Origin of the sequence: Thermococcus sp. ES12 (assembly GCF_012027515.1) — an archaeon.
GTDB classification, from domain to species: Archaea; Methanobacteriota_B; Thermococci; order Thermococcales; family Thermococcaceae; genus Thermococcus; species Thermococcus barossii.
On sequence record NZ_SNUP01000001.1, the window covers coordinates 235989 to 257687 of the forward strand.

General features: G+C 51.9%; 17 protein-coding genes, 2 tRNA genes and 1 CRISPR repeat array. Of the genes, 10 read left to right on the forward strand and 9 right to left on the reverse strand.

All coding sequences use genetic code 11. The features are described from left to right. Positions 1-55: 55 nt before the first annotated feature. Positions 56-874, reverse strand: coding sequence for a D-aminoacyl-tRNA deacylase (locus tag E3E37_RS01320; RefSeq protein ID WP_167714481.1), 819 nt, complete (start codon positions 872-874; stop codon positions 56-58). A 377-nt stretch (positions 875-1251) separates the two neighbouring features. Here E3E37_RS01320 and E3E37_RS01325 point away from each other — a divergent pair, with 377 nt between their 5' ends. From E3E37_RS01325 to E3E37_RS01340, 4 genes are all read left to right on the forward strand, one after another. Beyond that, entirely contained in the window at positions 1252-3165 is a 1914-nt protein-coding gene (locus tag E3E37_RS01325) for a KamA family radical SAM protein (protein ID WP_198362188.1), read from the forward strand. A gap of 161 nt (positions 3166-3326) precedes the next feature. Further along, positions 3327-4364, forward strand: coding sequence for a TAXI family TRAP transporter solute-binding subunit (locus tag E3E37_RS01330; RefSeq protein ID WP_088864261.1), 1038 nt, complete (start codon positions 3327-3329; stop codon positions 4362-4364). Positions 4365-4437: 73 nt separating this feature from the next. After that, positions 4438-4827, forward strand: coding sequence for a DUF1850 domain-containing protein (locus E3E37_RS01335; protein WP_157723214.1), 390 nt, complete (start codon positions 4438-4440; stop codon positions 4825-4827). Further along, entirely contained in the window at positions 4827-7133 is a 2307-nt protein-coding gene (locus tag E3E37_RS01340; protein WP_088864263.1) for a TRAP transporter fused permease subunit, read from the forward strand. The genes E3E37_RS01335 and E3E37_RS01340 overlap by 1 nt, the downstream gene beginning before the upstream one ends. A 67-nt stretch (positions 7134-7200) precedes the next feature. Here E3E37_RS01340 and E3E37_RS01345 read toward each other — a convergent pair whose 3' ends face one another. After that, a complete protein-coding gene (locus E3E37_RS01345; protein WP_167714482.1) occupies positions 7201-8409 on the reverse strand; it encodes a hypothetical protein in 1209 nt (402 codons plus the stop codon). A gap of 60 nt (positions 8410-8469) precedes the next feature. Between E3E37_RS01345 and E3E37_RS01350 the strand changes: the two genes are divergently transcribed. Together E3E37_RS01350 and E3E37_RS01355 are read left to right on the forward strand one after the other, a co-directional pair. Continuing rightward, a complete protein-coding gene (locus E3E37_RS01350) occupies positions 8470-9054 on the forward strand; it encodes an RNA ligase partner protein (RefSeq protein ID WP_088864265.1) in 585 nt (194 codons plus the stop codon). 41 nt (positions 9055-9095) lie between these two features. After that, positions 9096-9172 (forward strand) — tRNA-Thr (locus tag E3E37_RS01355). Between the two features lie 317 nt (positions 9173-9489). Here E3E37_RS01355 and E3E37_RS01360 read toward each other — a convergent pair. Next, a tRNA-Pro gene (locus E3E37_RS01360) sits at positions 9490-9567 on the reverse strand. Positions 9568-9736: 169 nt separating this feature from the next. Here E3E37_RS01360 and topA point away from each other — a divergent pair. Next, positions 9737-11884 (forward strand): DNA topoisomerase I, encoded by a 2148-nt coding sequence (topA, locus tag E3E37_RS01365; RefSeq protein WP_167714483.1) that lies wholly within the window; start codon positions 9737-9739, stop codon positions 11882-11884. Here topA and E3E37_RS01370 read toward each other — a convergent pair whose 3' ends face one another. The 3 genes from E3E37_RS01370 to E3E37_RS01380 are packed head-to-tail and all read right to left on the reverse strand — an operon-like array spanning position 11885 to position 13969. Then, the gene (locus tag E3E37_RS01370) at positions 11885-13066 is read right to left on the reverse strand and encodes an NAD(P)/FAD-dependent oxidoreductase (protein WP_167715239.1); all 1182 of its coding nucleotides are present in this window, start codon (positions 13064-13066) and stop codon (positions 11885-11887) included. Positions 13067-13071: 5 nt separating this feature from the next. After that, positions 13072-13275, reverse strand: coding sequence for a DUF362 domain-containing protein (locus tag E3E37_RS01375; protein ID WP_088864267.1), 204 nt, complete (start codon positions 13273-13275; stop codon positions 13072-13074). Then, positions 13247-13969: a transcriptional regulator gene (locus E3E37_RS01380; protein ID WP_167714484.1), complete on the reverse strand. Its 723-nt coding sequence runs from the start codon at positions 13967-13969 to the stop codon at positions 13247-13249. Before E3E37_RS01380 ends, E3E37_RS01375 begins: the two co-directional genes overlap by 29 nt. Positions 13970-14100: 131 nt before the next feature. On the opposite strand from E3E37_RS01380, the gene E3E37_RS01385 reads away from it, so the two are divergent. The 3 genes from E3E37_RS01385 (at position 14101) to cas2 (ending at position 19459) form a co-directional block, all read left to right on the forward strand. Beyond that, the gene (locus tag E3E37_RS01385; protein WP_088864269.1) at positions 14101-14781 is read left to right on the forward strand and encodes a thioredoxin family protein; all 681 of its coding nucleotides are present in this window, start codon (positions 14101-14103) and stop codon (positions 14779-14781) included. Between the two features lie 117 nt (positions 14782-14898). Then, on the forward strand, positions 14899-15831 hold the full coding sequence (locus tag E3E37_RS01390; RefSeq protein WP_167714485.1) for a hypothetical protein: 933 nt from the start codon (positions 14899-14901) through the stop codon (positions 15829-15831). A 6-nt stretch (positions 15832-15837) separates the two neighbouring features. Then, positions 15838-18687: direct repeats of the CRISPR family, unit length 30 nt; unit sequence GTTTCAATTCTCCTAGAGTCTTATTGCAAC. Positions 18688-19201: 514 nt separating this feature from the next. Next, the gene (gene cas2 / locus E3E37_RS01395) at positions 19202-19459 is read left to right on the forward strand and encodes a CRISPR-associated endonuclease Cas2 (RefSeq protein ID WP_014788235.1); all 258 of its coding nucleotides are present in this window, start codon (positions 19202-19204) and stop codon (positions 19457-19459) included. Here cas2 and E3E37_RS01400 read toward each other — a convergent pair. The 3 genes from E3E37_RS01400 to cas4 are packed head-to-tail and all read right to left on the reverse strand — an operon-like array spanning position 19456 to position 21697. Next, positions 19456-20169: a PD-(D/E)XK nuclease family protein gene (locus tag E3E37_RS01400; protein ID WP_240921879.1), complete on the reverse strand. Its 714-nt coding sequence runs from the start codon at positions 20167-20169 to the stop codon at positions 19456-19458. The genes cas2 and E3E37_RS01400 overlap by 4 nt on opposite strands. 4 nt (positions 20170-20173) lie before the next feature. Beyond that, positions 20174-21154 (reverse strand): type I-B CRISPR-associated endonuclease Cas1b, encoded by a 981-nt coding sequence (gene cas1b, locus E3E37_RS01405; RefSeq protein WP_167714486.1) that lies wholly within the window; start codon positions 21152-21154, stop codon positions 20174-20176. A gap of 9 nt (positions 21155-21163) precedes the next feature. After that, positions 21164-21697: a CRISPR-associated protein Cas4 gene (cas4, locus tag E3E37_RS01410; RefSeq protein ID WP_167715243.1), complete on the reverse strand. Its 534-nt coding sequence runs from the start codon at positions 21695-21697 to the stop codon at positions 21164-21166. Between the last annotated feature and the right edge of the window lie 2 nt (positions 21698-21699).

A 21699-nucleotide genomic window follows, 5' to 3' on the forward strand; every position in this document is an offset into this window, starting at 1 on the left:
AAGGGCGAGTGCTGATTTTAAAATCCCGCTTAACATCTTTAAAGATTTCGATTGTTTAGTCACGTATGAACTCCAAGCCCAGTTCCTCGGCCAGCGCCCTAGCCATCTGCCTTGTTTCGCCCTTGCTGCCCTTCCAATCAACGTATATAGCGTCCACGTTCCCCGAGGTTCTCTCTATCGCCTTCAGCAGGAGTTCCCTCTTTAGGGGATGTGTGTACTTCGCCGCTATGTGGCTGAACGCCAGGTCAGTCTCGAGTGCCCTCTTTGTCTGCTTAGGTGCATAGTGACCTCCCCCTATCCCGATGGCAACCGGAAACTTGGCCTTCTCGTAGTTCTCGAGCACATAGATTATCGTCTCGGCTATTATTTCACCCGCCCTGTCAACGACCCATTCCTCCTCGCTGGAACCTATCTCTATGAAGAAGCTCGGCACATCAATCTCACTCGGACCGTGATGCGTTGCTTCGTAGCAGACGGTCCAGCCGAGGTCGTTGAGTTCGTTCATCTTCAGAAGGGCGAGTTTCATTGCAACAGGCTGTGAAACCGCGAGGCTCTCGTCTCTCCCACCATATATGCCCTCTCCCCAGTTCCCGGTTACGTGGACCGTGAGGGCGGGCAGTTTTTGCTTGCTTGAGTGCCTGGAGGCAAAGGCTATTATCTCTGGTTTAATTCCCAGCTGTTCTTCAATGGCCCTGTCAAGTTCATCGTAGTATATCATTTCCTCGTTCGTCGTCAGTATCAGCGTTTCTCCTTTCTTGTACACGGGATTTCCATCGAAGGTCTCCTCGCTTTCATTGAATCCAAAGTTTTCAATAAGCTTGTTCATGATGTTCATTGAGGCCAGGTCAACCTTTGTCGTCATTATAACCTTCATCTATATCCCCCGCTGAACTTAAGATTGGTCGTTATAACCCTTTTGTTCCGAATGCCCGATGTCTGAAAGGGCAGGACAAAATGTGTTGGTTCATGTAAACCTGAACCCCTATGTTTGTAAACTAATGCTTCTTGTTTTGATGTATGTTAAGTTAAACTTTAGCAATTTTTCAGATTTAAGGCTGGAAAATGTGCAAAATTTTCATAATTTCGGGTTCAAAACTTTAATTTTGTCATGTTTTACTCTCTGGTAAAAGTAAAGTATATATATCCTTTCGAGCCCACTAAAAGCGGAAACATGGCCTCCAATGATGGTAAATATGCATTGATGTCCCTGAGGGGGCTTCATGTTCGTGTTTAGACATTGGGGGTGTGGATATGGAAAAGCAAATGGAAAGTGCCATTTCGACCTTCAACGTTGAGGAGTCCCCCTGGGGCCTCAAGCAAGGTATAGCTCATGAAAAGTTTTTGGAGGTCTTTGAACCCCTTCCCGAAATCAAGGAAATCCTGCTCACCAGTGAAAGCCTGGACGAGGCCAGAGAAAGGCTTTCGAAATTTGCCGAGGAACTTCTATGGAAGTATAAAAACGGCGAGATTAGCGTTGATTCCATAGACAGATGGCTTGCGATAGAGTCAATAAATGTATTCCTTAACATAATCTCCGAGTATGGTGAGAAAGCGGCCGGCTTCAGCACTCTAGAGTATCTATGGAAAGCCGCCAAGGGGGATAAGCACGTACTCAGCATTATAACTGAGGGCTTCGTGGAGGAGTTCAGGCATCTTTTCAGGGCGATGGCGGCCGTCAGTGGTTACTCCAAGGGATGGCTTGGACCGAAGCTTGAGGCGGCTGGAATAAAGTTCGTGGACTTCAGCAAGATCAAGGGAAGAAAAGCTGCCCTTGCCCGCTCTGAATACCTCGACAAGGAGTGGAACTACATCCGGGGATACCTTCAGAGGTATCCAAGTGGCCTTGACAAGGAGATAATAGAGAAAAGGAAGAAGCAGAGAGAACAGCTCATGGAATACTTCGGAATAACCGAGGATGAGTGGTTCGATTACAAGTGGCAGTTTTCCCACGTTCTTAAGAGGGAGAAGGGCCTTGAGACCCTGAGGGAGCTTAACGAACTGGGCATCGTGAAGGTTCCCGAGGATGACCTGAAACAGGTCGAACTCGCTGTGAAGTACCACATTCCCTGGGGAATAACTCCCTACTACCTGCACCTCTGGGACTTCCAGGAGCCGTATCTACATGACAGGCAGGTGAGGAGGCAGGTGATGCCCCCCGACTGGTACATGAAGAACATGATAATCCACCGTGAGGACAGGGAGTACTACTTTGACTTCATGGGTGAGCACGACACGTCTCCGATAGACCTCGTTACAAGGAGATACGTCACCATTGCCATCCTCAAGGCCTACGATACCTGTCCGCAGATATGTGTCTACTGCCAGAGGAACTGGGAAGTCCTTGAGCCCTTCATGGCGGGTTCTTTCCCAGGATGGGACAAGATAGAGGAGGCCCTTAACTGGTTCGCCGAGCACGACTCCATGATGGACGTCCTGATAACCGGTGGCGATCCGCTGGCCCTGAGCGACAAGATCATCGACAAAATAATGGCCCGCTTCGCCGAAATGGACCATGTCGTCAACATAAGATGGGGCAGCAGGATTTTCGTGACCGTCCCAATGAGGATAACCGACAGCCTTGCCGAGATACTTGGCTCGTACATAGAACCGGGCAAGAGAAACGTTTCCATCTCAACTCACGTTGAGAGCGCCTACGAAGTTACACCCGAGATGGGTGAAGCGGCCTATAAGGTGAGGAGACAGGGAATCTACATCTACAACCAGCTGGTCTATCAGAGAAACGTCAGCAGACGCTTTGAGAACGTTGCACTTAGAATAGCCCTCAAGAAGGTGGGTATAGACCCGTACTACACCTTCTATCCAAAGGGCAAGATAGAGCAGAAGGATTACCTGGTTCCAATAGCAAGGGTTGTTCAGGAGAGAAAGGAGGAGGCCAGGCTTCTTCCTGGACAGTTCAGGCCGGATGAGCCGGTCTTCAACGTGCCCAGGATGGGTAAGAACCACCTCCGCGCCTGGCAGGACAGGGAGCTCGTCGGGATAAGGCCCGATGGAAGCAGGATATATCTGATGCATCCCTGGGAGAAGGGCATCAGCGAGACCAAACTATACACCTACCCGGACGTTCCCATAAAAGAGTACCTGGAGTACCTGGAGAGCATAGGTGAGGACCCGAACGACTACTGGACTATCTGGTACTACTACTGAAGGATTTTCAATCTCCGAACTTTTATTTTTGTTTAATACCCTGTAAAACTTCCAATCAGCCAAAAAATATATAATAGTGTGGTGCTCATATACTCTAATACTTGTACTTACTTGGACGCCTGCACACATGCGGGCGTCAAATTTGAAGGGGTGAAGAAAAAATGAAGAAATGGAGTGCCCTTGGTTTGGTGTTTGTTTTGGTCTTGGCAGTAGTGGCCGCCGGTTGTACCGGTGGAGGCGGTGGAACCCAGACAGGAACCGAGAGCAAGCCAATTGTGCAGAAGAACGACGAAGGAAAATACGAGATTACCATCTATACCGGTTCAGGCCCAGGTAGCGTCTATTTTGCCATAGGCTCAATGCTTGCCAAAATTACAAACAAGAAGAGCGATTTGATAGCCGCCAAGGCCGTTACCAGCGGAGCCAGTGTCGCCAACTGTAAGGCCATCGACAAGGGGGAGGCCCAGGTTGCAATAGCCCAGAACGACGTCACCTGGTACGCCTGGGAAGGCAAATTCCAGTTTGAGGGTCACCCGGTAAAGGTTCTCAGGGCCATCGGAACTCTCTACCCAGAGCCCGTTCAGATCGTCGTCAGGGCCGACAGCGACATAAAGACCATCTACGACCTCAAGGGTAAGAAGGTTGTCGTCGGTGCCGCGGGAAGCGGTGTCGCCGCCACCGCCGAGAGGGTTCTCAAGGCCGCTGGAATATGGGATGAGATCGAGCCCGTTTACCAGACCTTTGAAGAAGCCGCCCAGAGCCTTGTTCTCGGCCAGGTTGATGCAGAGTTCACCGTCATAGCTTACCCGGCACCTGCGATCAACCAGATAGCGGTCAAGGTTCCGGTTAGGATCCTTAACGTTCCCGACGAGGTTGTTCAGAAGCTCCACGACCAGGGATACCCGTTCTACGTCAAGGTAGTCATCCCCAAGGGCACATACAACGGAATGGACGAGGACGCCCAGACGATAGCCGTTAAGGCTACCCTCGTTGTCCACAAGGATCTCCCGGACGAGGTGGTCTATGAGCTCACCAAGATTCTCTACGAGAACATTGATGACCTTGCCAAGGCTCACCAGGTGGCCAAGCAGATTAAAATGGACGAAGCCTTCGAGGGACTCATGGTTCCGCTCCACCCCGGGGCAATCAAGTACTACGAGGAGCACGGAATAACTGTCCCCGACAAGTACAAGGGATGAAGGGGGGGAGTCCTTGAAAAAACTTTTTCTTTTTTTGTTGTTGCCTTTAATTGCTCTCCTTCTCCCTGTCTCTGTGATCGGGGTAGAATTTGATGGGGCTGAGTGTTACTATCATGTGGAATCCAACTCAAGTCTTGAAATCCACTACACCCACAGCGTCTCTTTGACCAAGGTCGTGGACGTGTACCGTGTATCCCCGAACGGAATTTACTTCGTCCAGGAAAGGTGGCAGGAGTTCCTCGCGGGACAACCCATAGAGTTTAACTACAGGTCTGGGACATTCTACGTGAAAAACGCCAATGAATTTCTGGGAACATCCTGGCGCTACTGGTTTATTCCGGTCAACAACGCAACGATAATCATTGACGGCAAAACGGCATTTGTCCAGCCCCCCGAGGAGGGTATACTCGAAATCAGAACCCAAAAGATCCCTCTCGTTCTCTTAATACTCAGGAGGTGTTGATGGTGGGGGAGAATTTGGAAGCCATCGAGAAAAAGATAAAGCTTGAAACAGTCCGAACCCTGTCACCGAGGCTCGATAGGGTAGTTAGTATTGCAGCGATACTCATAGGTATATTCGAGATATTGTTCATCTTTAACTTTACTTTCCTGCTGTACTCTATCTTCGACAAGCTCGGAATAACCATCGAGTTCCTCAAGCTGGACTTCCAGGATCAGCAGATAATGGCGTTTGTCCTTGGCATGATATTCATAATAACGTTCCTTCGATATCCTGTGATGAAAAAGCAGAAGTACCTCGACAAGGTCATGATACTCGACTATGTGCTGATAATCCTTGGTCTGGCGGCTGCATTCTACAAATTCTGGCGCTGGCCCACCTACATGGTCTACTACGACGTCAATCAGACGGACGTTATCTTCGGATTCCTTGCCATAATCCTCGTCCTCGAAGCGACAAGGCGTGCCATAGGTTGGATACTGCCCACGATAGTCACTGTTTTTCTGCTCTATGGAATCCGTGACGCCGGCTACAACTGGACGAGAATAGCCCAGTACCTTTACCTCGACCAGGGTATCTTTGGGATACCGTTCTATGTCATGACGATATACGTCTTCGCCTTCGTGTTCTTTGGAGCGTTCCTGCTCAAGATTGGTGTCAGCGATTACATAACGGAGTTCATGATAAGCCTCTTTGGAACGAGACCGGGCGGTCCGGCCAAATCCGCCGTTATCTCAAGCGGCCTCATGGGAACCGTCAGCGGTTCGAGTGTTGCGAACGTTCTCACCACGGGAACCTTCACAATACCCCTGATGAAAAAAGCCGGATACCCGCCGGAGATAGCTGGAGCCGTGGAGCCGGTTGCCTCAACGGGCGGACAGTTGATGCCCCCTGTTATGGGAGCGGCGGCTTTCATCATGGCCCAGTTTCTCGGGGTTCCCTACAACAAGCTGATCATCGCGGCCGTCCTTCCGGCTCTCATCTACTATGCAGGTGTCTACCTCTTCATAGACCTGGAAACGAAGAGGCTTGGCCTCAAGGGAATGCCACGTGAGCACTTCCAGCCCATAAGCTACTTCCTGCGGAAGATATACATCCTCCTGCCCATCATCGTCATAACGGTGGCCCTCGTATGGGGTATAGCCCCCCACATAGCGGCGGTGTCTTCCCTTGGAATAGCCATCTGGGTGGCGTGGATTTCAAAGGACAACATCCCCGGACACGAGCATTTCTACGTGGCCCTGGCGCTCGTTACGACCCTCCTCATGTTCACGAGCAGAGAGTATGCAAAGCCAGTGGGGATTGTACTCCTCCTGCTTGCCGCAGTCCTGATTGCCGCAGCCTTCTTCACCGACAAAGTTGAGTTCAACGAAAAGTTCTACATAAGTCTGCTCTTCATCCTGATGGTGGTTCTCGGGAAGTTCCTCTACATGAGGAAGGAGGAAATCCTCCTGATGAGCGGTACCTTCGGGATAATATTCTCCCTGATAGTCGGCTACAAGTCGAGGACAGAGGACGGAAAGAAGATGTACAGCGCCACGTACGAATCCATGATAGACGCGGGCAAAACAAGCACCACAGTCATGCTCGCAGCCGCGAGTGCCGGTCTCATCCAGGGCGTCCTGACGATGACAGGTCTCGTTACATCCCTCGGCTACAAGCTCGTTGACCTCGCCGGAGGAAACCTGTTGTTGCTCCTGATAATGGCCATGGTCTTCAGCCTGATACTGGGAATGGGAGTGCCAACAACGGCCAACTACGTCATCACCTCCTTGGTAGCGGCCCCTGCGGTGTACACGGCCGTGGCGGGCAATCCAATCTACGATGCACCCGTTCCTGGGTACAGCACAGCGATAGCCCTCCTGGCGGCTCACTTCTTCGTGTTCTACTTCGGTATACTGGCCGATCTAACGCCACCGGTGGCACTGGCAGCGTACGCGGGTTCGGCCCTGGCGGGAGGAGACTTCTGGAAGACGGCAATAAACTCGGTTAAGTACGCCCTGGCAGGTTACATCGGCCCCTACATATACTTCACCCATCCGGAGATGTTCCTGATAACGGTTCAGGAATGGACACCGGAAGTCGCACTGAGGGTGCTCTACTACTTCATTGCAACGATACTGATAATGTACATGATGGCCATAGCGATAACGGGACACTTCAAGGCAATCTCGGTTCCCAAAGTGCTGAGGGTGGTTATAATAGCCCTCAGTCTGGTTTCAGCGACGCTCCATATAATACCAGTTGGCCTGGAGGTTGCCCTCCTTGCTGGCCTTGTACTCTATGGGAAGAAAGCGGAAAAGACCTGAACTTTTCCTTTATCCCTCTTTTGGGCTTTTGAGCTTTTATACATGACATGAATATTAAAACGAAAGCTCAGTAGAGCATTACCTCAAAGCCGAGCTCGCTCAGCAGGTCCGCCAGCTCCTCGCTGTCGACGTAGACGAGAAGATGGTGGTTGCCCAGAGTGCCGTCCAGAAAGTCCTCGGCGTCCTCAACGCGGAGCTTCACCTGGGTTCTGCACCGAAAGTCGCTGTGCTCCTGGCCAATAACCTCGACGCCGGCAACAACGGCCTTTCTGCCGCGTATCTTCACGAGGCTGGCCCTTCCCTTCGGCAGCTGGACATCGACACCGACGCCCATGCCGCTCTCGAAGTGGGACCTGACGATGTACTTTCCAATGAGGGGGGCGGTGCAGTGGGCGAGGATTATGTAGCTCTCCCCGTAGTCGGCTATGTTGCCCATGAACGCGGGCTTGTCAAAGAAGCGCCTCGCTATCATCATGCCCAGAAGGGCGTTCAGCTCGCCCTCACATGCAGCGGGGATTCCCTCAGCGTTGAACATGGCCAGCGCCAGACAGGGTGTCGCTTTGAGCTTGCCAATTAAGTCAAAGCAGCCGATGGTGAATCCGTCCAGCCGGTAGTCTTCCAGTATCCTCTTTATGGCCAGGTATATCCTCCCCGCCTTCACGAGGTCTTCTCTGCCCGGCTCCTTTATCTCGATGGCCTTCCCAACGATTTCTTCCACCGCTTTCCATCCTTCCGCGTCGGTGGTCGCCTCGTAGTACTCGTAGAACTTCTTGAGGCTGATGCTGGTGTAGGGGAGCTCGAACTTCTCGTTGATGAGCCAGGGTGAGACTCTGCCGATTATGCCGATGCGCATGCGGAGGAACCTATCCAGAACCTCTCTCATGTCGTCGTAGCCAAGAAGTGCCGCTTTAAGCTCGTTAAAGTCCTTTACAAGCGTTGAAGGGACCAGCCTGTCCCTGAAGTATTCCCTGAGTTCGATTCCAGCGGCGAGGGAGTTGTTGAAGGGGTCACCGTAGATGACTATCGGCCGCCTGTAAACGAAGAACTCCTTGAGCGGGCCCTCTGTTCCGCCGGTCAGGGGGTAGAGGACTATAGCGTCAACGTCGTTGAAGTTGACCTCCTCCCTTGCCTCCCTGAAATCCCTCTTCGTCGAGATGAAGAAGCCCCCCACAACATCGAACTCCTGAGCGAGGTTCGTTATGAACTCCGAGGCCTTTTTCTCGAATGCCTTCGGGTTCGCAAGCTCGCTAACTCCAAAAACAACTCCGACCTTCATGCTTTCACCTAACCGTTTTAAACTCCCGCACTTAAATAAGCTTGTGGTGGTACCGTGTCAATGCGGTTCGTCCTCGACACGAGCATCTTCGTCAACCCCGAGATACGGGACAGGTTCGGCGACTCCCCAACCGAGGCCATGAGGACTTTTCTGAGCTACGCTGAGAGGCTCTTTGGAAAGGTGGAGTTCTACATGCCGCCCGGCATATACCGTGAGGTCATGCACTTCGTTGACGAGGAGGAGCTTCTCCCCGAGATAGAGCTCTACGTGATCAAGAAACCCCCCAACGTCCACGACATCAAGATTCCAGCCTTCGTCGTGTACGAGCTGATAGACGACATCAGAAGGAGGATAGACAAGGGACTCCGTGTGGCGGAGAAAGCCGTCCGAGAGAGCGTCATCGAGACGGACAACGTGGACAAAATAATCCAGAAGCTCAGGAGGAACTACCGGAAGGCCCTCCGGGAGGGCATCGTGGACAGCAAGGAGGACTTTGAGCTTATCCTACTTGCAAAGGAGCTGGACGCTACGATAGTCTCTGCCGACGTGGGGATACTGACCTGGGCGCAGAAGATGGGCATCAAGTGGATAGACGCGGCCAAATTCAGGGACGTTCTGGAGGGCCTCGTTGAGAAAATGGGCTGAGGGAAAAATTTATAAACGCTGGTCTGCATGGTATCATCGACGCCCCGGTGGCTCAGCCTGGTGGAGCGGCCGCTTGGTAAGCGGCAGGTCGCGGGTTCAAACCCCGCCCGGGGCTCCATTCTAACAAACTTTTGCAGAGCAAAAGTTTGATCAAAAGTTTGTGACTCCTATTGATTGGCCAAAATTATTATGTGGATTTTCTGTTTTACTGGGTTGGTTTGTACGTCGGATTCAATAGTCAAGAAGGCGCTTTTAATGGGTTCACTTTGACTCACACTCCTATGGAGCACTAAAAATTTGAACCTCATCAAAGACTCCTTTGAATAAAGAATCCTCTCACTCACAAGCAAACCTCTGAAGAGATTACTTCCAATAAAGCATTCTTGAGAAGGAATCACGAACTTTGATCAAACTTTTCGTTAGAAAAGTTTGTTATGGTGGGGCCGCCGGGATTCGAACCCGGGTCACGGGCTCCCAAAGCCCGCAGGATGGACCAGGCTACCCTACGGCCCCGCCCGCGGTAGTGCATTGAGAGGTTCCTTATTAAGCTTTTCGCTGAAGCTTCACCAAAAGTTAACAGTCTCTCAAAGGCGGGCGTTCGGTGGAATCCTGGACATCTTTGCTAAAAGCCTGCTCCGCAGGATTTTTATACGGCCGCCCCGTAGGGAGTAGAGGTGTCACCATGGTCACGCTCATTATAGCGGAAAAGCCCAACGTCGCCCGTAAAATCGCGTATGCCCTGGCTGAGGGCAAGCCCGTTAGAAAGACAATTGGAAAGGTTCCCTATTACGAGTTCACCCGCGACGGGAAGAGAATAATCGTAGCTCCAGCAGTTGGCCACCTCTTCTCGCTCGCCCCAAAGACGAAGACCTACGGTTATCCGGTCTTTGACATAGAATGGGTTCCGGTCTATGTCGCCGAGAAAGGCAAGAGCTACGCGAAGGACTACATCAAGGCCCTGGCCACCCTCGCCAAGAGGGCCGATGAGTTCGTGGTTGCCTGCGACTACGATACCGAGGGCGAGGTTATCGGTTATACTGCCCTCAAGTACGCCTGCGGCGTTGATCCGTCCAAGGCCAAGCGCATGAAGTTCTCAGCCCTGACGAAGAAAGACCTTCTGAGGGCATGGTACAACCTCGAACCGACGATAAACTTCGGGATGGCCGATGCTGGAATAGCGCGCCACGTCCTCGACTGGTACTGGGGTGTGAACCTCTCCAGAGCCCTCACCTCCGCCATAAAACGCGCCAGCGGCAAGTGGCAGGTTCTCTCCACCGGCCGTGTTCAGGGGCCGACCCTCAAGTTTCTCGTTGAGCGTGAGAAGGAAATCCAGAACTTTAAGCCAACTCCTTACTGGGTCATCAAGATGCTTCTGGAGAAGAACGGGGAGCAGTACACGGCCGTTTACGAGAAGGAGCGCATCCTTGATGAAAACGAGGCCAGGCGCATCGTTGAGGAGGCCAAGAAGGGGCCGGCCTTCGTTGAAAAGGTTGAGGTAAAGCAGCAGAACAGGCATCCCCCAGTCCCCTTCGATCTTGGAACGCTCCAGCGGGAAGCGTATTCAGCGTTTGGCTACTCCCCGAAGAAGACGTTGGAGATTGCGCAGAAGCTCTATGAGAAGGGTTACACGAGCTATCCGAGGACAAGCTCGCAGAAGCTCCCCAAGAACCTCAACTTCCGCTCCATCCTCCAGAACCTTGCAAAGCTTCCGGAGTATAAGCCCTTCGCCCACGAGCTTCTGGGTAAGGAGAGGCTCAAGCCCGTCGAGGGCAAGAAGGACGACCCGGCCCACCCGGCGATTTATCCCACCGGCGAGCTTCCAAAAGCTGGAGAGCTGACCAAAGACGAGGCCAACCTCTACGACCTGATCGTCAGGCGTTTCCTGGCCCTCTTCATGGAGCCAGCTGTCAGAGAGATAATGAAGGTCATCATAAACTCCAACTCCCACCGCTTCATCCTGAGTGGCGCAAGGACTGTGAAGGAGGGCTGGCTGAAGGTCTACGGCAAGTACGTCAAGTTCGACGAGGTTATTCTGCCGGCCTTTAGGGAGGGCGAACCGGTGAATGTTCTTCAAATAAAGCGCGAGAAGAAGAAGACGAAGCCCCCAGCGAGATACTCTCCAGCCGCTGTAATCAAAAAGATGGAAGACCTTGGAATCGGCACCAAAGCCACGCGCGCCCAAATCCTTGAGACGCTTTACAGCCGCGGCTACATCGAGGGCAAGAGGAAGATAAAGGTCACCCCGCTCGGCATGCGCGTCGTCGAAGCCCTGGAGAAGAATGTTCCTGACATAGTGAGTGTCGAGCTGACGAGGGCCTTCGAGGAGAAGATGGAGGAGATAATGGCCGGAAAGGCCGATAAAGAGAGCGTCATCGAGGAGAGCAAGAACCAGCTCATCAAGATCCTCGGGGTCTTCAAGGAGAGGGAGCTCGACATAGGGAAGATGCTAGTGGAAACGACGGGGACCGGGACAACCACCTCTAAATCCGCCGCCAAAAAGGCCGGCGTGGTGAAGGAGCTCAGCGAGAAAGAGGAGATGGCCGTTAAAAGGGCATCTGAGGAGAAGAAAGGCCCGCTCGTCATAGGCAAGTGCCCCAAGTGCGGCGGTGATTTGGTCGTCAGGTACAACAGAAAGACGGGCAAGCGCTTCGTCGGCTGCTCCAACTGGCCCAAGTGCAACGTCACATACCCGCTCCTTCAGAGGGGAGAGATAATTCCAACGAACAAGACCTGCTGCAACGGCGCCCCTGTTGTCAAGATACGCGAGAAGGGAAGGGAGTACGAGATATGCGTTGACATGAACTGCAGGGACTGGAAGAAAAAAGGGTAATCAGAGAAGCTCCTTGAGGAGTTTTATCCTCCTCGGGCTGAGGATGACCTTCGGGTGCTTCAGGAGCGCTCTTATGACTTCCCCGTAATCTCCACCTGCTATCTTCTCCGCGTCGGTCCCGCTAAGTATCTGGATGAAGAGGTCGAGGTCCTCATCGGTCAGCTTCTCGGTAACGCGCCTCACTTTGAGAACCTTCTGGAGCCTCTCCCCGTCGGTCTCCCACCACTCGGTCGTGTAGTTCTTCAGGAGTTCGGAGTTCTCCTCCTCAAGTGCCTTGACGATCCACTTGCTCGCTATCGTCCCCGCCTCCATCGCCTCGGCCATCCCACCGCCGTGCATCGGGTTGACCTGCCTGGCAGCGTCGCCGACTACGAGGACGTTGTCCTTCACCAACTCCTTGACGAAGCCGCCAACCGGCACCACTCCCACGTTTATCTCAAGGAGCTTCTTGGCGGGGATGTTGTTTTCCCTCAGCCACTTGTCAAGGTAGTACTTGGCCGTCTTTGGATTGTCCGAGGCTATTCCTATACCCACGTTGGCCCTGTCCTCGTCCTTGGGGAAGACCCAGACGTAGCCCCTCGGCGCTATCTCGTTTCCGAACCAGAGGTGTATCAGGTCGGGGTCGTAACCCTCTATGAGCATCTCGTACTCGTAGCTTGAATCGAATTCATGCGGCGGAGCGTAGGTGTTTATCCCGGCTTTCCGTGCTATGGTGCTCTCCACGCCGTCGGCGGCGACTATAACATCGGCATAAATTTCAACAGGCTCGTCCTCATGCTTGGCTTTTATTCCAGCTATTTTTCCATCTTTCCTGATAACATCGAGGGCCTCCGTCCTTGCGAGAACGTCCGCGCCAGCCTTGGCAGCGTAGTAGGCAAGCATCTTGTCGAAGACCTTCCTCTCAAGGATAACGCCGCTGGCTTCCTTGTAACGGAGCTCAAGCTCGTATCCGCTGGGTGAGTAGAGCTTTGCTCCATAAATCTCGCGGTTGATGAAGCGCCTGTCGTAGGGTATGTCGTACTTCTCGAAGACCTTTATGCTTATTCCCTCAGCGCACTGCTTGGGCGTTCCTATGGCTGGCTTCTTATCGATGAGCAGGACAGAAAATCCGGCTTTAGCAACGTTTCTCGCGACTATGGGGCCGGCTATTCCGGCGCCCACCACGACGACGTCGTATTTCATCTCCTTCACTCTCCCACCTCCAGGGGTTCGGCGCTGAGCGCTCCGACGGGGCAGGCGGTTATGCATATCCTGCAGTAGATGCACTTGTCCTGGAAGAACTCCCAGCCGCTTGAGTGAACCTCTATCGCTAAAGTCGGGCAGACACCAGCGCAGCCACCGCAGAGATAGCACCTGTCCTCGTTAACCACGACCCTTATTTTCTCCGGCATATTCGACACCGCCAAGCTTTTGTTTTAGCTTGTCCTCGTCGATTTTGATGATTCCGTCTTTTATTGTTAACGGTACGAACCTGTCCAGCTCCTGGGCCTTGACCAGAACTTCCCTCTCCTTGAGGTTGAGCCTGTCGCTCAGCTCTTCAACGGTCGCCTCGCCCGTGAGGAGGAGGTAGTGCAGTATAGCGAGCTGGGTCATGTCCCCTATCTCATTGAGGTAGCGCTCCTTAATCTCTTTCATAAGCCTGTCACGCCTGCTCTCTATGCTCTGAAGTGCGCGGAGTACCTTCTCAAGCTCCGAGCTCAGCTCCAAGAAAGAGCTGACCATCTCCAGAAGACTGTCGTGCTCCGGAGGTATGCGGCTCAGATCAATTCTGACCTTTTCGAGGGGCACCCCTTCGAGGTCCAGACCGCGGTACCAGAAGAGGTTGGGAGTTACCGTGGTAACGTAGGTCTTCGAGATGGCGATGTCGTAGTACTTCCTGGCCGGTCCTATGAACGGTCCTTCCCGCTCGTAGGACTTCAAAATGCCTTCGCGTTCCATGATTTTAAGGTGCTTGGCTACCGCCGTCGAGGAAACGCTAACCTTGCTGCTGAGGAAGCTGAAGTAGCACTCGGTACAGGTGAGGTGGCTGAGCAGATCGCGCCTCACCTTGTTCCCCAGTATGTAAAAGATATCGGGTTCAGTCATGACCTACACCACCCAAATCTGTGACGTAAAGCTTATATAGTGAACATTTAACCTTAGGTTGCAAACCGGAGTTGAATTCCACGGAGAGATTGTAATCCAATCGTTATAAACCTTATGTGGAGGTGTTTGGAATGGGACTGATTAGTGATGCGGACAAAAAGGTCATCAGGGAGGAGTTTTTCTCCAAGATGACGAACCCCGTCAAGATCATCGGGTTTATTGGAAAGGAGCACTGCCAGTACTGCGATCAGCTGAAACAGCTCGTTCAAGAGCTTGCAGAGCTGACCGACAAGCTCACCTATGAGTTCCACGACTTCGACACGGAGGAGGGCAGGAGGATAGCCGAGCAGTACAGGATCGACCGCGCCCCGGCCGTGACCATAACCCAGGACGGAAAGGACATGGGCGTCAGATTCTTCGGCCTTCCTGCCGGCCACGAGTTCGGGGCCTTCCTTGAGGATATAGTTGACGTCAGCAACGCGAGCACTGACCTCATGCCCGAGAGCAAGGAGGAGCTGGCGAAGATCGACAGGGACGTCAGGATACTCGTCTTCGTCACCCCCACCTGCCCCTACTGCCCGCTCGCGGTCAGGATGGCCCACAAGTTCGCCATCGAGAACACCAACGCCGGCAAGGGCAAGATACTCGGCGACATGGTCGAGGCGATCGAATATCCGGAGTGGGCCGACCAGTACAGCGTCATGGCAGTTCCGAAGATAGTCATCCAGGTGGACGGCGAGGACAAGGTCCAGTTCGAGGGGGCCTATCCGGAGAAGATGTTCATGGAGAAGCTCCTCGCTGCAATCGAGTGAGGTTCTCCGTTTTCCACTCTCTTTTGTGGTTTTCTTGTCAATGTGCACCAGATTCCTAGTCGGACTTTTCACGGAAAAGTTATAAATCCAGCCGCCCAGCCCATACCGGGTGGGCAGATGGGAACGAGAATCGGCGGTGTGGACGTTAAATTCACGGGAGAACTTGACGACGGTTTTGAGGCCGCTTTCACGGGACTCTTCGCGAGACGCTATCTTCCGGACGTGGGGGAAGGCTCCGGGGACGCGCAGGTCATCGTGGAACGCTTCAAGGGGGAGAAGTTCAGGGTCTTCAGTGCGGCCTACGATTACATGGGTCGGGACGAATACAAAATCGAGTCCGGCGTCCCCTCAGCTTATGGAAACGAGGCTCCTGTATTCTTCATCCTTCAGGCCGCGGCCAGGGCGGGTGCAAAGCTCGGGAGGGTCTTCATAACGGACTCCGTTGGGGTGGTGGCGCCCAACGGGAAGGCGATACTCTTCGTCGGCTATCCTCACACCGGGAAGAGCACCATGTCGGTTCTTGCTATGGCGGCAGGAATGCCGGTTCTGAGCACGGAGAACACCGTTGTGGAGGTCAGGGACGGGGGACTCACCATAGTCGGCGGCACCGACGTCCTCGTCTATGACCCCAGGGTGGAGGGAATTTACGACATCGATGTCCCCTACGACGAACAGACGAGAAGCGGCTACAGGATAAAGGACCTCCGGTGGGACTCCGAGCGGGAGAGGCTTCTTAGAAAGGGCGTCGAGATAGACATGATAGTACTCCTTCACGCGGCCTTCAACTGCATGGAGGCGAGCTTTTCGAGGATAAAGGGCAGGAAGGTCAGGAAGACACTCTGGTACTTCTCGACGGCTCTCATGAAGGGGCTCGATTACTACGACCCGATGCCGCTCCACGTTCCAATGAACGACGAGATAAGCAGGAACCTCAGACTGTTCCTTGAGACGGCGTCCAGGAACTATTCTGACAGAATGTTTGAGGCCTTTGGGAACCACAAGACCGTCTTTGAGCGGGTTACCGAGATGGAGCTGGCGAGAGAGGAGTGATTCCCGCTTTCGATTTTCATGGGGCCTTATTGCAACAGAGTGAACGGTGAGGATAACCTTATCCTTCAAGATGACCTTTCAATTCTCCTAGAGTCTTATTGCAACGACGGCCTCGTTATCCTATCCTCTAAAATTTTCAACAGTTTCAATTCTCCTAGAGTCTTATTGCAACAGCTGTGCACGGTGTAGACCACCAGGGCGATGAAAAGTTTCAATTCTCCTAGAGTCTTATTGCAACGTCAAGGAGCTGCTCATTTGCAGGGAGCTGAAGCAGGCGTTTCAATTCTCCTAGAGTCTTATTGCAACTAAAAAATCAGAGAAGAATCCTCCAATAACCCGAATCGTTTCAATTCTCCTAGAGTCTTATTGCAACACGCCAGAAGGGCGCGAGGTTATTCTCAAGCGCCTTGAGGTTTCAATTCTCCTAGAGTCTTATTGCAACAGCTTCCTTACTGCCGTACTTCTTTGCCACCGAGAAGTTTCAATTCTCCTAGAGTCTTATTGCAACGAGTTAATACAACTGATGAAGTATCACAGGGAGTTAGTGTTTCAATTCTCCTAGAGTCTTATTGCAACTTAGCGGCAGAGCTCGGATACTCAGAGCGCCACATCGTTTCAATTCTCCTAGAGTCTTATTGCAACACCCTAACTTAGCCAAAACCTCTTTTGCCCTGTCTGAGTTTCAATTCTCCTAGAGTCTTATTGCAACGGGAAACGTGGGTACACTACAGGAACGAGCTACTCAGTTTCAATTCTCCTAGAGTCTTATTGCAACAACCGACACAGTAACCGTAAAATTCGATTTTACTCCGGTTTCAATTCTCCTAGAGTCTTATTGCAACACGACGAGACTGCGAGGCGCGCGATTGAGACCCTCCGCAGTTTCAATTCTCCTAGAGTCTTATTGCAACTTGGCTAACGTTAAGGATACGGTGACCGGGAAGCTAGTTTCAATTCTCCTAGAGTCTTATTGCAACATAGACTTAAACCAAACCGCGAACATGACAGTAACAGGTTTCAATTCTCCTAGAGTCTTATTGCAACAAATGTCCAAGATGTTGAAGACGTGCCAAACTTGCGCCGTTTCAATTCTCCTAGAGTCTTATTGCAACGGGAAGATGGGCTGGAGGCGATACGCAAAGCCCAGGTAGTTTCAATTCTCCTAGAGTCTTATTGCAACCAAGTAGTAAACCAACCACTACACCGAGCCCCACCCCGTGTTTCAATTCTCCTAGAGTCTTATTGCAACAAAATTTTCGATTGATTTTGTGAGATCAGGGTCAGGGGTTTCAATTCTCCTAGAGTCTTATTGCAACCTTATGTTCGCCTTGGTGGTCCTACTCCCAAGAACTGGGTTTCAATTCTCCTAGAGTCTTATTGCAACCCACAAAGCCCGTAACCTTATCGCCAGCCGAACCTGTTTCAATTCTCCTAGAGTCTTATTGCAACCCGCTTAGGGTTATGTTGTAGTAAACCACCTGGTCGCCGTTTCAATTCTCCTAGAGTCTTATTGCAACCGACGGGGAGCTTTTCGTTAGGGCTGATTTTGAGCCGGGTTTCAATTCTCCTAGAGTCTTATTGCAACCGCCGTAAACGATGTAATAGTAGTTCTTCGCGAGAAGTTTCAATTCTCCTAGAGTCTTATTGCAACGGAGGCCTACAGGCGGACTTACCGCAGGGACATCATGGTTTCAATTCTCCTAGAGTCTTATTGCAACGCCCTGGCTGCGACCATCACTCCCCACCTCCGAGGAGGTTTCAATTCTCCTAGAGTCTTATTGCAACCTCCGGTAGGCGTCAGCGAGGGGCATTATCTCGAAAGTTTCAATTCTCCTAGAGTCTTATTGCAACAGTTCAAGATACTCCTGATACTTCTTCTTAAGCTTGTCGTTTCAATTCTCCTAGAGTCTTATTGCAACCGTTGAGGTCCTTCTCCTTGTTCATCTTGTACGCCTTGGTTTCAATTCTCCTAGAGTCTTATTGCAACTTGCAGAACTCAGTCAGCTCGTTAATTTGAGAAAGAGTTTCAATTCTCCTAGAGTCTTATTGCAACCGGTAAATGAGCTCCTTCATTATCTCCATGTCGCTCTGTTTCAATTCTCCTAGAGTCTTATTGCAACCCAGGACTGATGAGAATGGCCAGACTTCTATGTTCTGTTTCAATTCTCCTAGAGTCTTATTGCAACTGGGTAGCGGTGTTTGGAGTTTACAACGCTTCTGGAGAAGGTTTCAATTCTCCTAGAGTCTTATTGCAACATGTCATGCTGTTCAAAGGACACCCACCTGACACAGAGTTTCAATTCTCCTAGAGTCTTATTGCAACTCCCCAGGCTATTGGCTACATGATTGAGGCACTCTCTGTTTCAATTCTCCTAGAGTCTTATTGCAACTTCGGGGACAGGGAAATGGTCGAGAAATCTATCATGGTTTCAATTCTCCTAGAGTCTTATTGCAACATTCGATTAATTTTAGAATACGTTCGTAAAGTTTTACGTTTCAATTCTCCTAGAGTCTTATTGCAACGCTAGATGATGCGATAAAAGTCGAGTGGGAGAGCGGTTTCAATTCTCCTAGAGTCTTATTGCAACCCCCTATCGCCGAAGATAAGCATTATGTCGCTAGCGTGTTTCAATTCTCCTAGAGTCTTATTGCAACCCTTAAACCGCCTGCCCTTAATCTCCACTTCTCTAATGTTTCAATTCTCCTAGAGTCTTATTGCAACAACGTTCAGCAGGTTTATTATTATCAGTGAGGTGGGGTTTCAATTCTCCTAGAGTCTTATTGCAACTAGGGACCTTGGCGGGGCTGGGGTTCTGGAGGCCGTCGGTTTCAATTCTCCTAGAGTCTTATTGCAACAGGGCGGAAAATTTGCCCGTTTGCCCATTGGAGTATTGAGAGGCTTCGAATATTTAAGTCTTTCTGAAAACCGATGGAAAAAGGGTCCCATCAGGCTTCGAATCCGAGCCTTTTCAGCGCTTTAACCCACATAAAGAATGCTCCTGAAAGGAGCTTCCCACGGGGCCGATGGACACTGCAGGGTAATGCAAAGGGTTAAACGGGCTGTAAATTCGCGAATAGACAGCATCTAATGCCAGAATGGGAAAGGGACGTATCTCCTCAAGGAAGTGGTATGCCCAGGCCCAATCATGGCTCGGTTTTACTTTTCGAAAATATTTCGTTACGCGATCGTGAAATATATGAAACAAAAAGTTACAAATTAAAAGGCCTAAAAATCGATTTCCAGAGCATGGGGGAGGGCTTATTCGAGGTTCTAGTCCCTTCAACGACCCGTTTCAAAGAATAAAGCGTTCCAGGCGTGATACGCCACAAAAGTTAAATTCAGAGACCTCAAATTCAAAAAGGTGGTGCCATGTACATCATCGTGGTCTACGACGTGAACGTGAGGCGCGTCAATGGCGTGAAGAAGTTCCTCCGCCAGCACCTTCACTGGGTTCAGAACAGCGTCTTCGAGGGCGAGGTTACGAAGGCGGAGTACGAGAGGATTAAGGCCGGGCTGAAGGGGATAATAGACGAGGGTGAGGACTCAGTTGTAATCTACCGCCTCCGCTCCCAGCCCCTCCGCGATGTCCTCGGCACGGAGAAGAACCCGATGGAGGACATCATCTAACTCCTTGGACATATCGGTCGGTAGATGCAGTTCCTGCACTCCCAGCCGAACCTTGGTTCAAAACTATCTGGCACGTTTCCGTTCTCAAGATCCTCAACGAGCTTTACAACCCTTCTTGCGCGCTTTAGTAGTTCATCAAACATCTCACCATTTTTCTCCACGAGTATCTTTTTCCAAGGCACGAGACTATTCCTGTTGAATATCCAGAGGTGCCCAACTTCAACGTCGGGAAGCATGTGGAGGTACGCATTCAGCTGTTCAACGTATGCCTTCACCACGCTGTCGTCTGGTATTTCGTCTATCTCCTCAATGCTCTCCGGTATCGCTTCATATGGGTACTCGTGCAGGAACTTGAACTCGAAGACATGCTTTCCGACGACCAGATCGGCCCGTCCACTCAGAACCCACCCGTTCTCAAGTTCGTATTGGAGAGGGACTTCAACGAGCGGTTTCTCCGTTAGATTGCCCCTCAGGTAGTCCCAAGAATCAACTATCGTGTTCAATAGACCAGCGTGTAACACCGTTCCCAGAATCTGGCCGTCGTTCTTGGTTCCAAAATAACGAACGTCAAAGCGCAGGCTCAACGCAAGCTTAAGAGGGCAAAAGGATAGCTGTGTTATGGGTATGCTTTTCTTTGGTCCCCGAGGATTCCCGTGCCTCAAATAGTTCTCGAGTCTCCTGGCAAACTCCTCCACTTCACCCATGGGCATCACCTCAGAACCACGCTACCAACGGTTCGTATTCATTCACCCCAACGAGGTGCTTGATGAGCTTGTATGCCTCGAGGCGAATAAGCCTCTTCTTCGTCACGTTCTTCTTGAGCTCCGGGTGCTTCACGCTCTTGGAAAGCTCGTTCTCGTACTCGCTCAGAACCTTTCTCATGCCCTCCTCCGTGAGCAGGACGCCGTTGAGCTCTCCCCTGAAGTCGTCCTTTGAGAGCATTCTCTTCATCACGAGCCTCGTCGCGAGCCTGTCCGCTATGACTGGCTTGAAAATCTCGCTCAGGTCGAGCGCCAGAGAAAAGCGCCTCTCTCCCGGCTCGTGGAGGTAGCTGACGGTTGGGACCAGCTGGGTGTTGTATAGCTCGCTCACGATAGTCGCGTAGAGCCTTGAGTTGAGGAAGCTTATAAGCGCGTTCATCTCGTTCTCCGGCGGCCTGCGCCTTCTCTTCACTATCTTGAATCCATCTGGCAGGTGCCCGTCCCAGCGGGCGTAGTACTCTCCCCGTATCCGCGCCTCGACGTTCATAACTTCGGTGATTTTGCGGGTCTCTTCAAGCTCTTCGAAGAGTTCCTCCAAGGGTTCCGAGAATCCATCGGCGACCTTCCAGCGCCTCAGGTTCCGCTCCATGTTGAGCGCGCTCCCCCTGACGAAGAGCTTCGCCAGCTCCAGTCTTCTCTCCCGGTCGAGGTAGTGCTCGGCCTGCCTAATGACCAAATCGCCGGAGTTCAGGCTCTCCCTCGGATAAAAGCTTCCGTCATAGTAGCCGTAGTGGTTGAAGAAGTGTACGGCTATGCCTTTCTGAGCCAGAAAGTGGAGCGCCTGCGAGGTTATGTTCACGTGGCCGTAGATGTAGATGTCGTAGATTCCCTCGACCGCGAGCGGCTTCCTACCGCGCTCGTTTTCAAAATAGAGCGTGTTCTCCCGCCTGAAGAGCGTCCCGTCCGAGAGCAGGGTTATGGAGCGCTTCCTCATGCGACCACCTCAAATCCAGCAGAGTTCGTAGTAGGCACATTTGAGGCACTTCTTTGATTTAACGGGCTTCGGCGGGACTGGGAGGGATTTAATCCTCTCGACGTCTTCTATCGCCGCTTTGATTTCATTCTCTCTGCCATCGAGAGTTACTTCCTTCGTCTCGTTGAGCTTTGGGTAGTGGAGAACCGCCCTCGCCTCGATGCCGAGCCTCTTGAGGTAATAGAGGTAGTAGAGCGCCTGCATCTCGTGGGCCTTCTCCATGCCTTTGCCCAGCTTGACCTCGTGGACCTCTATGACGTCGCCCCTGCGAATGAAGTCAATCTTTATGCTCCCGATCTGAACTTCCTTCTCCTCGTTAGCGTAGCGCCGCTCGTGGAGGAATCTTCCCAAATCGACCCACTCGCTTTCCTGCTCCATTGTGATGCCCTTAGCGAAGTACCAGAGCTTGGTGGGGCAGATGAAGAGGTAGTTTATCTCGGTGCCGCGGATGAGGAGTTCGTCGAGAGGATAGGTGGCTGGGTTATACTCATTGGTATAACGAATTT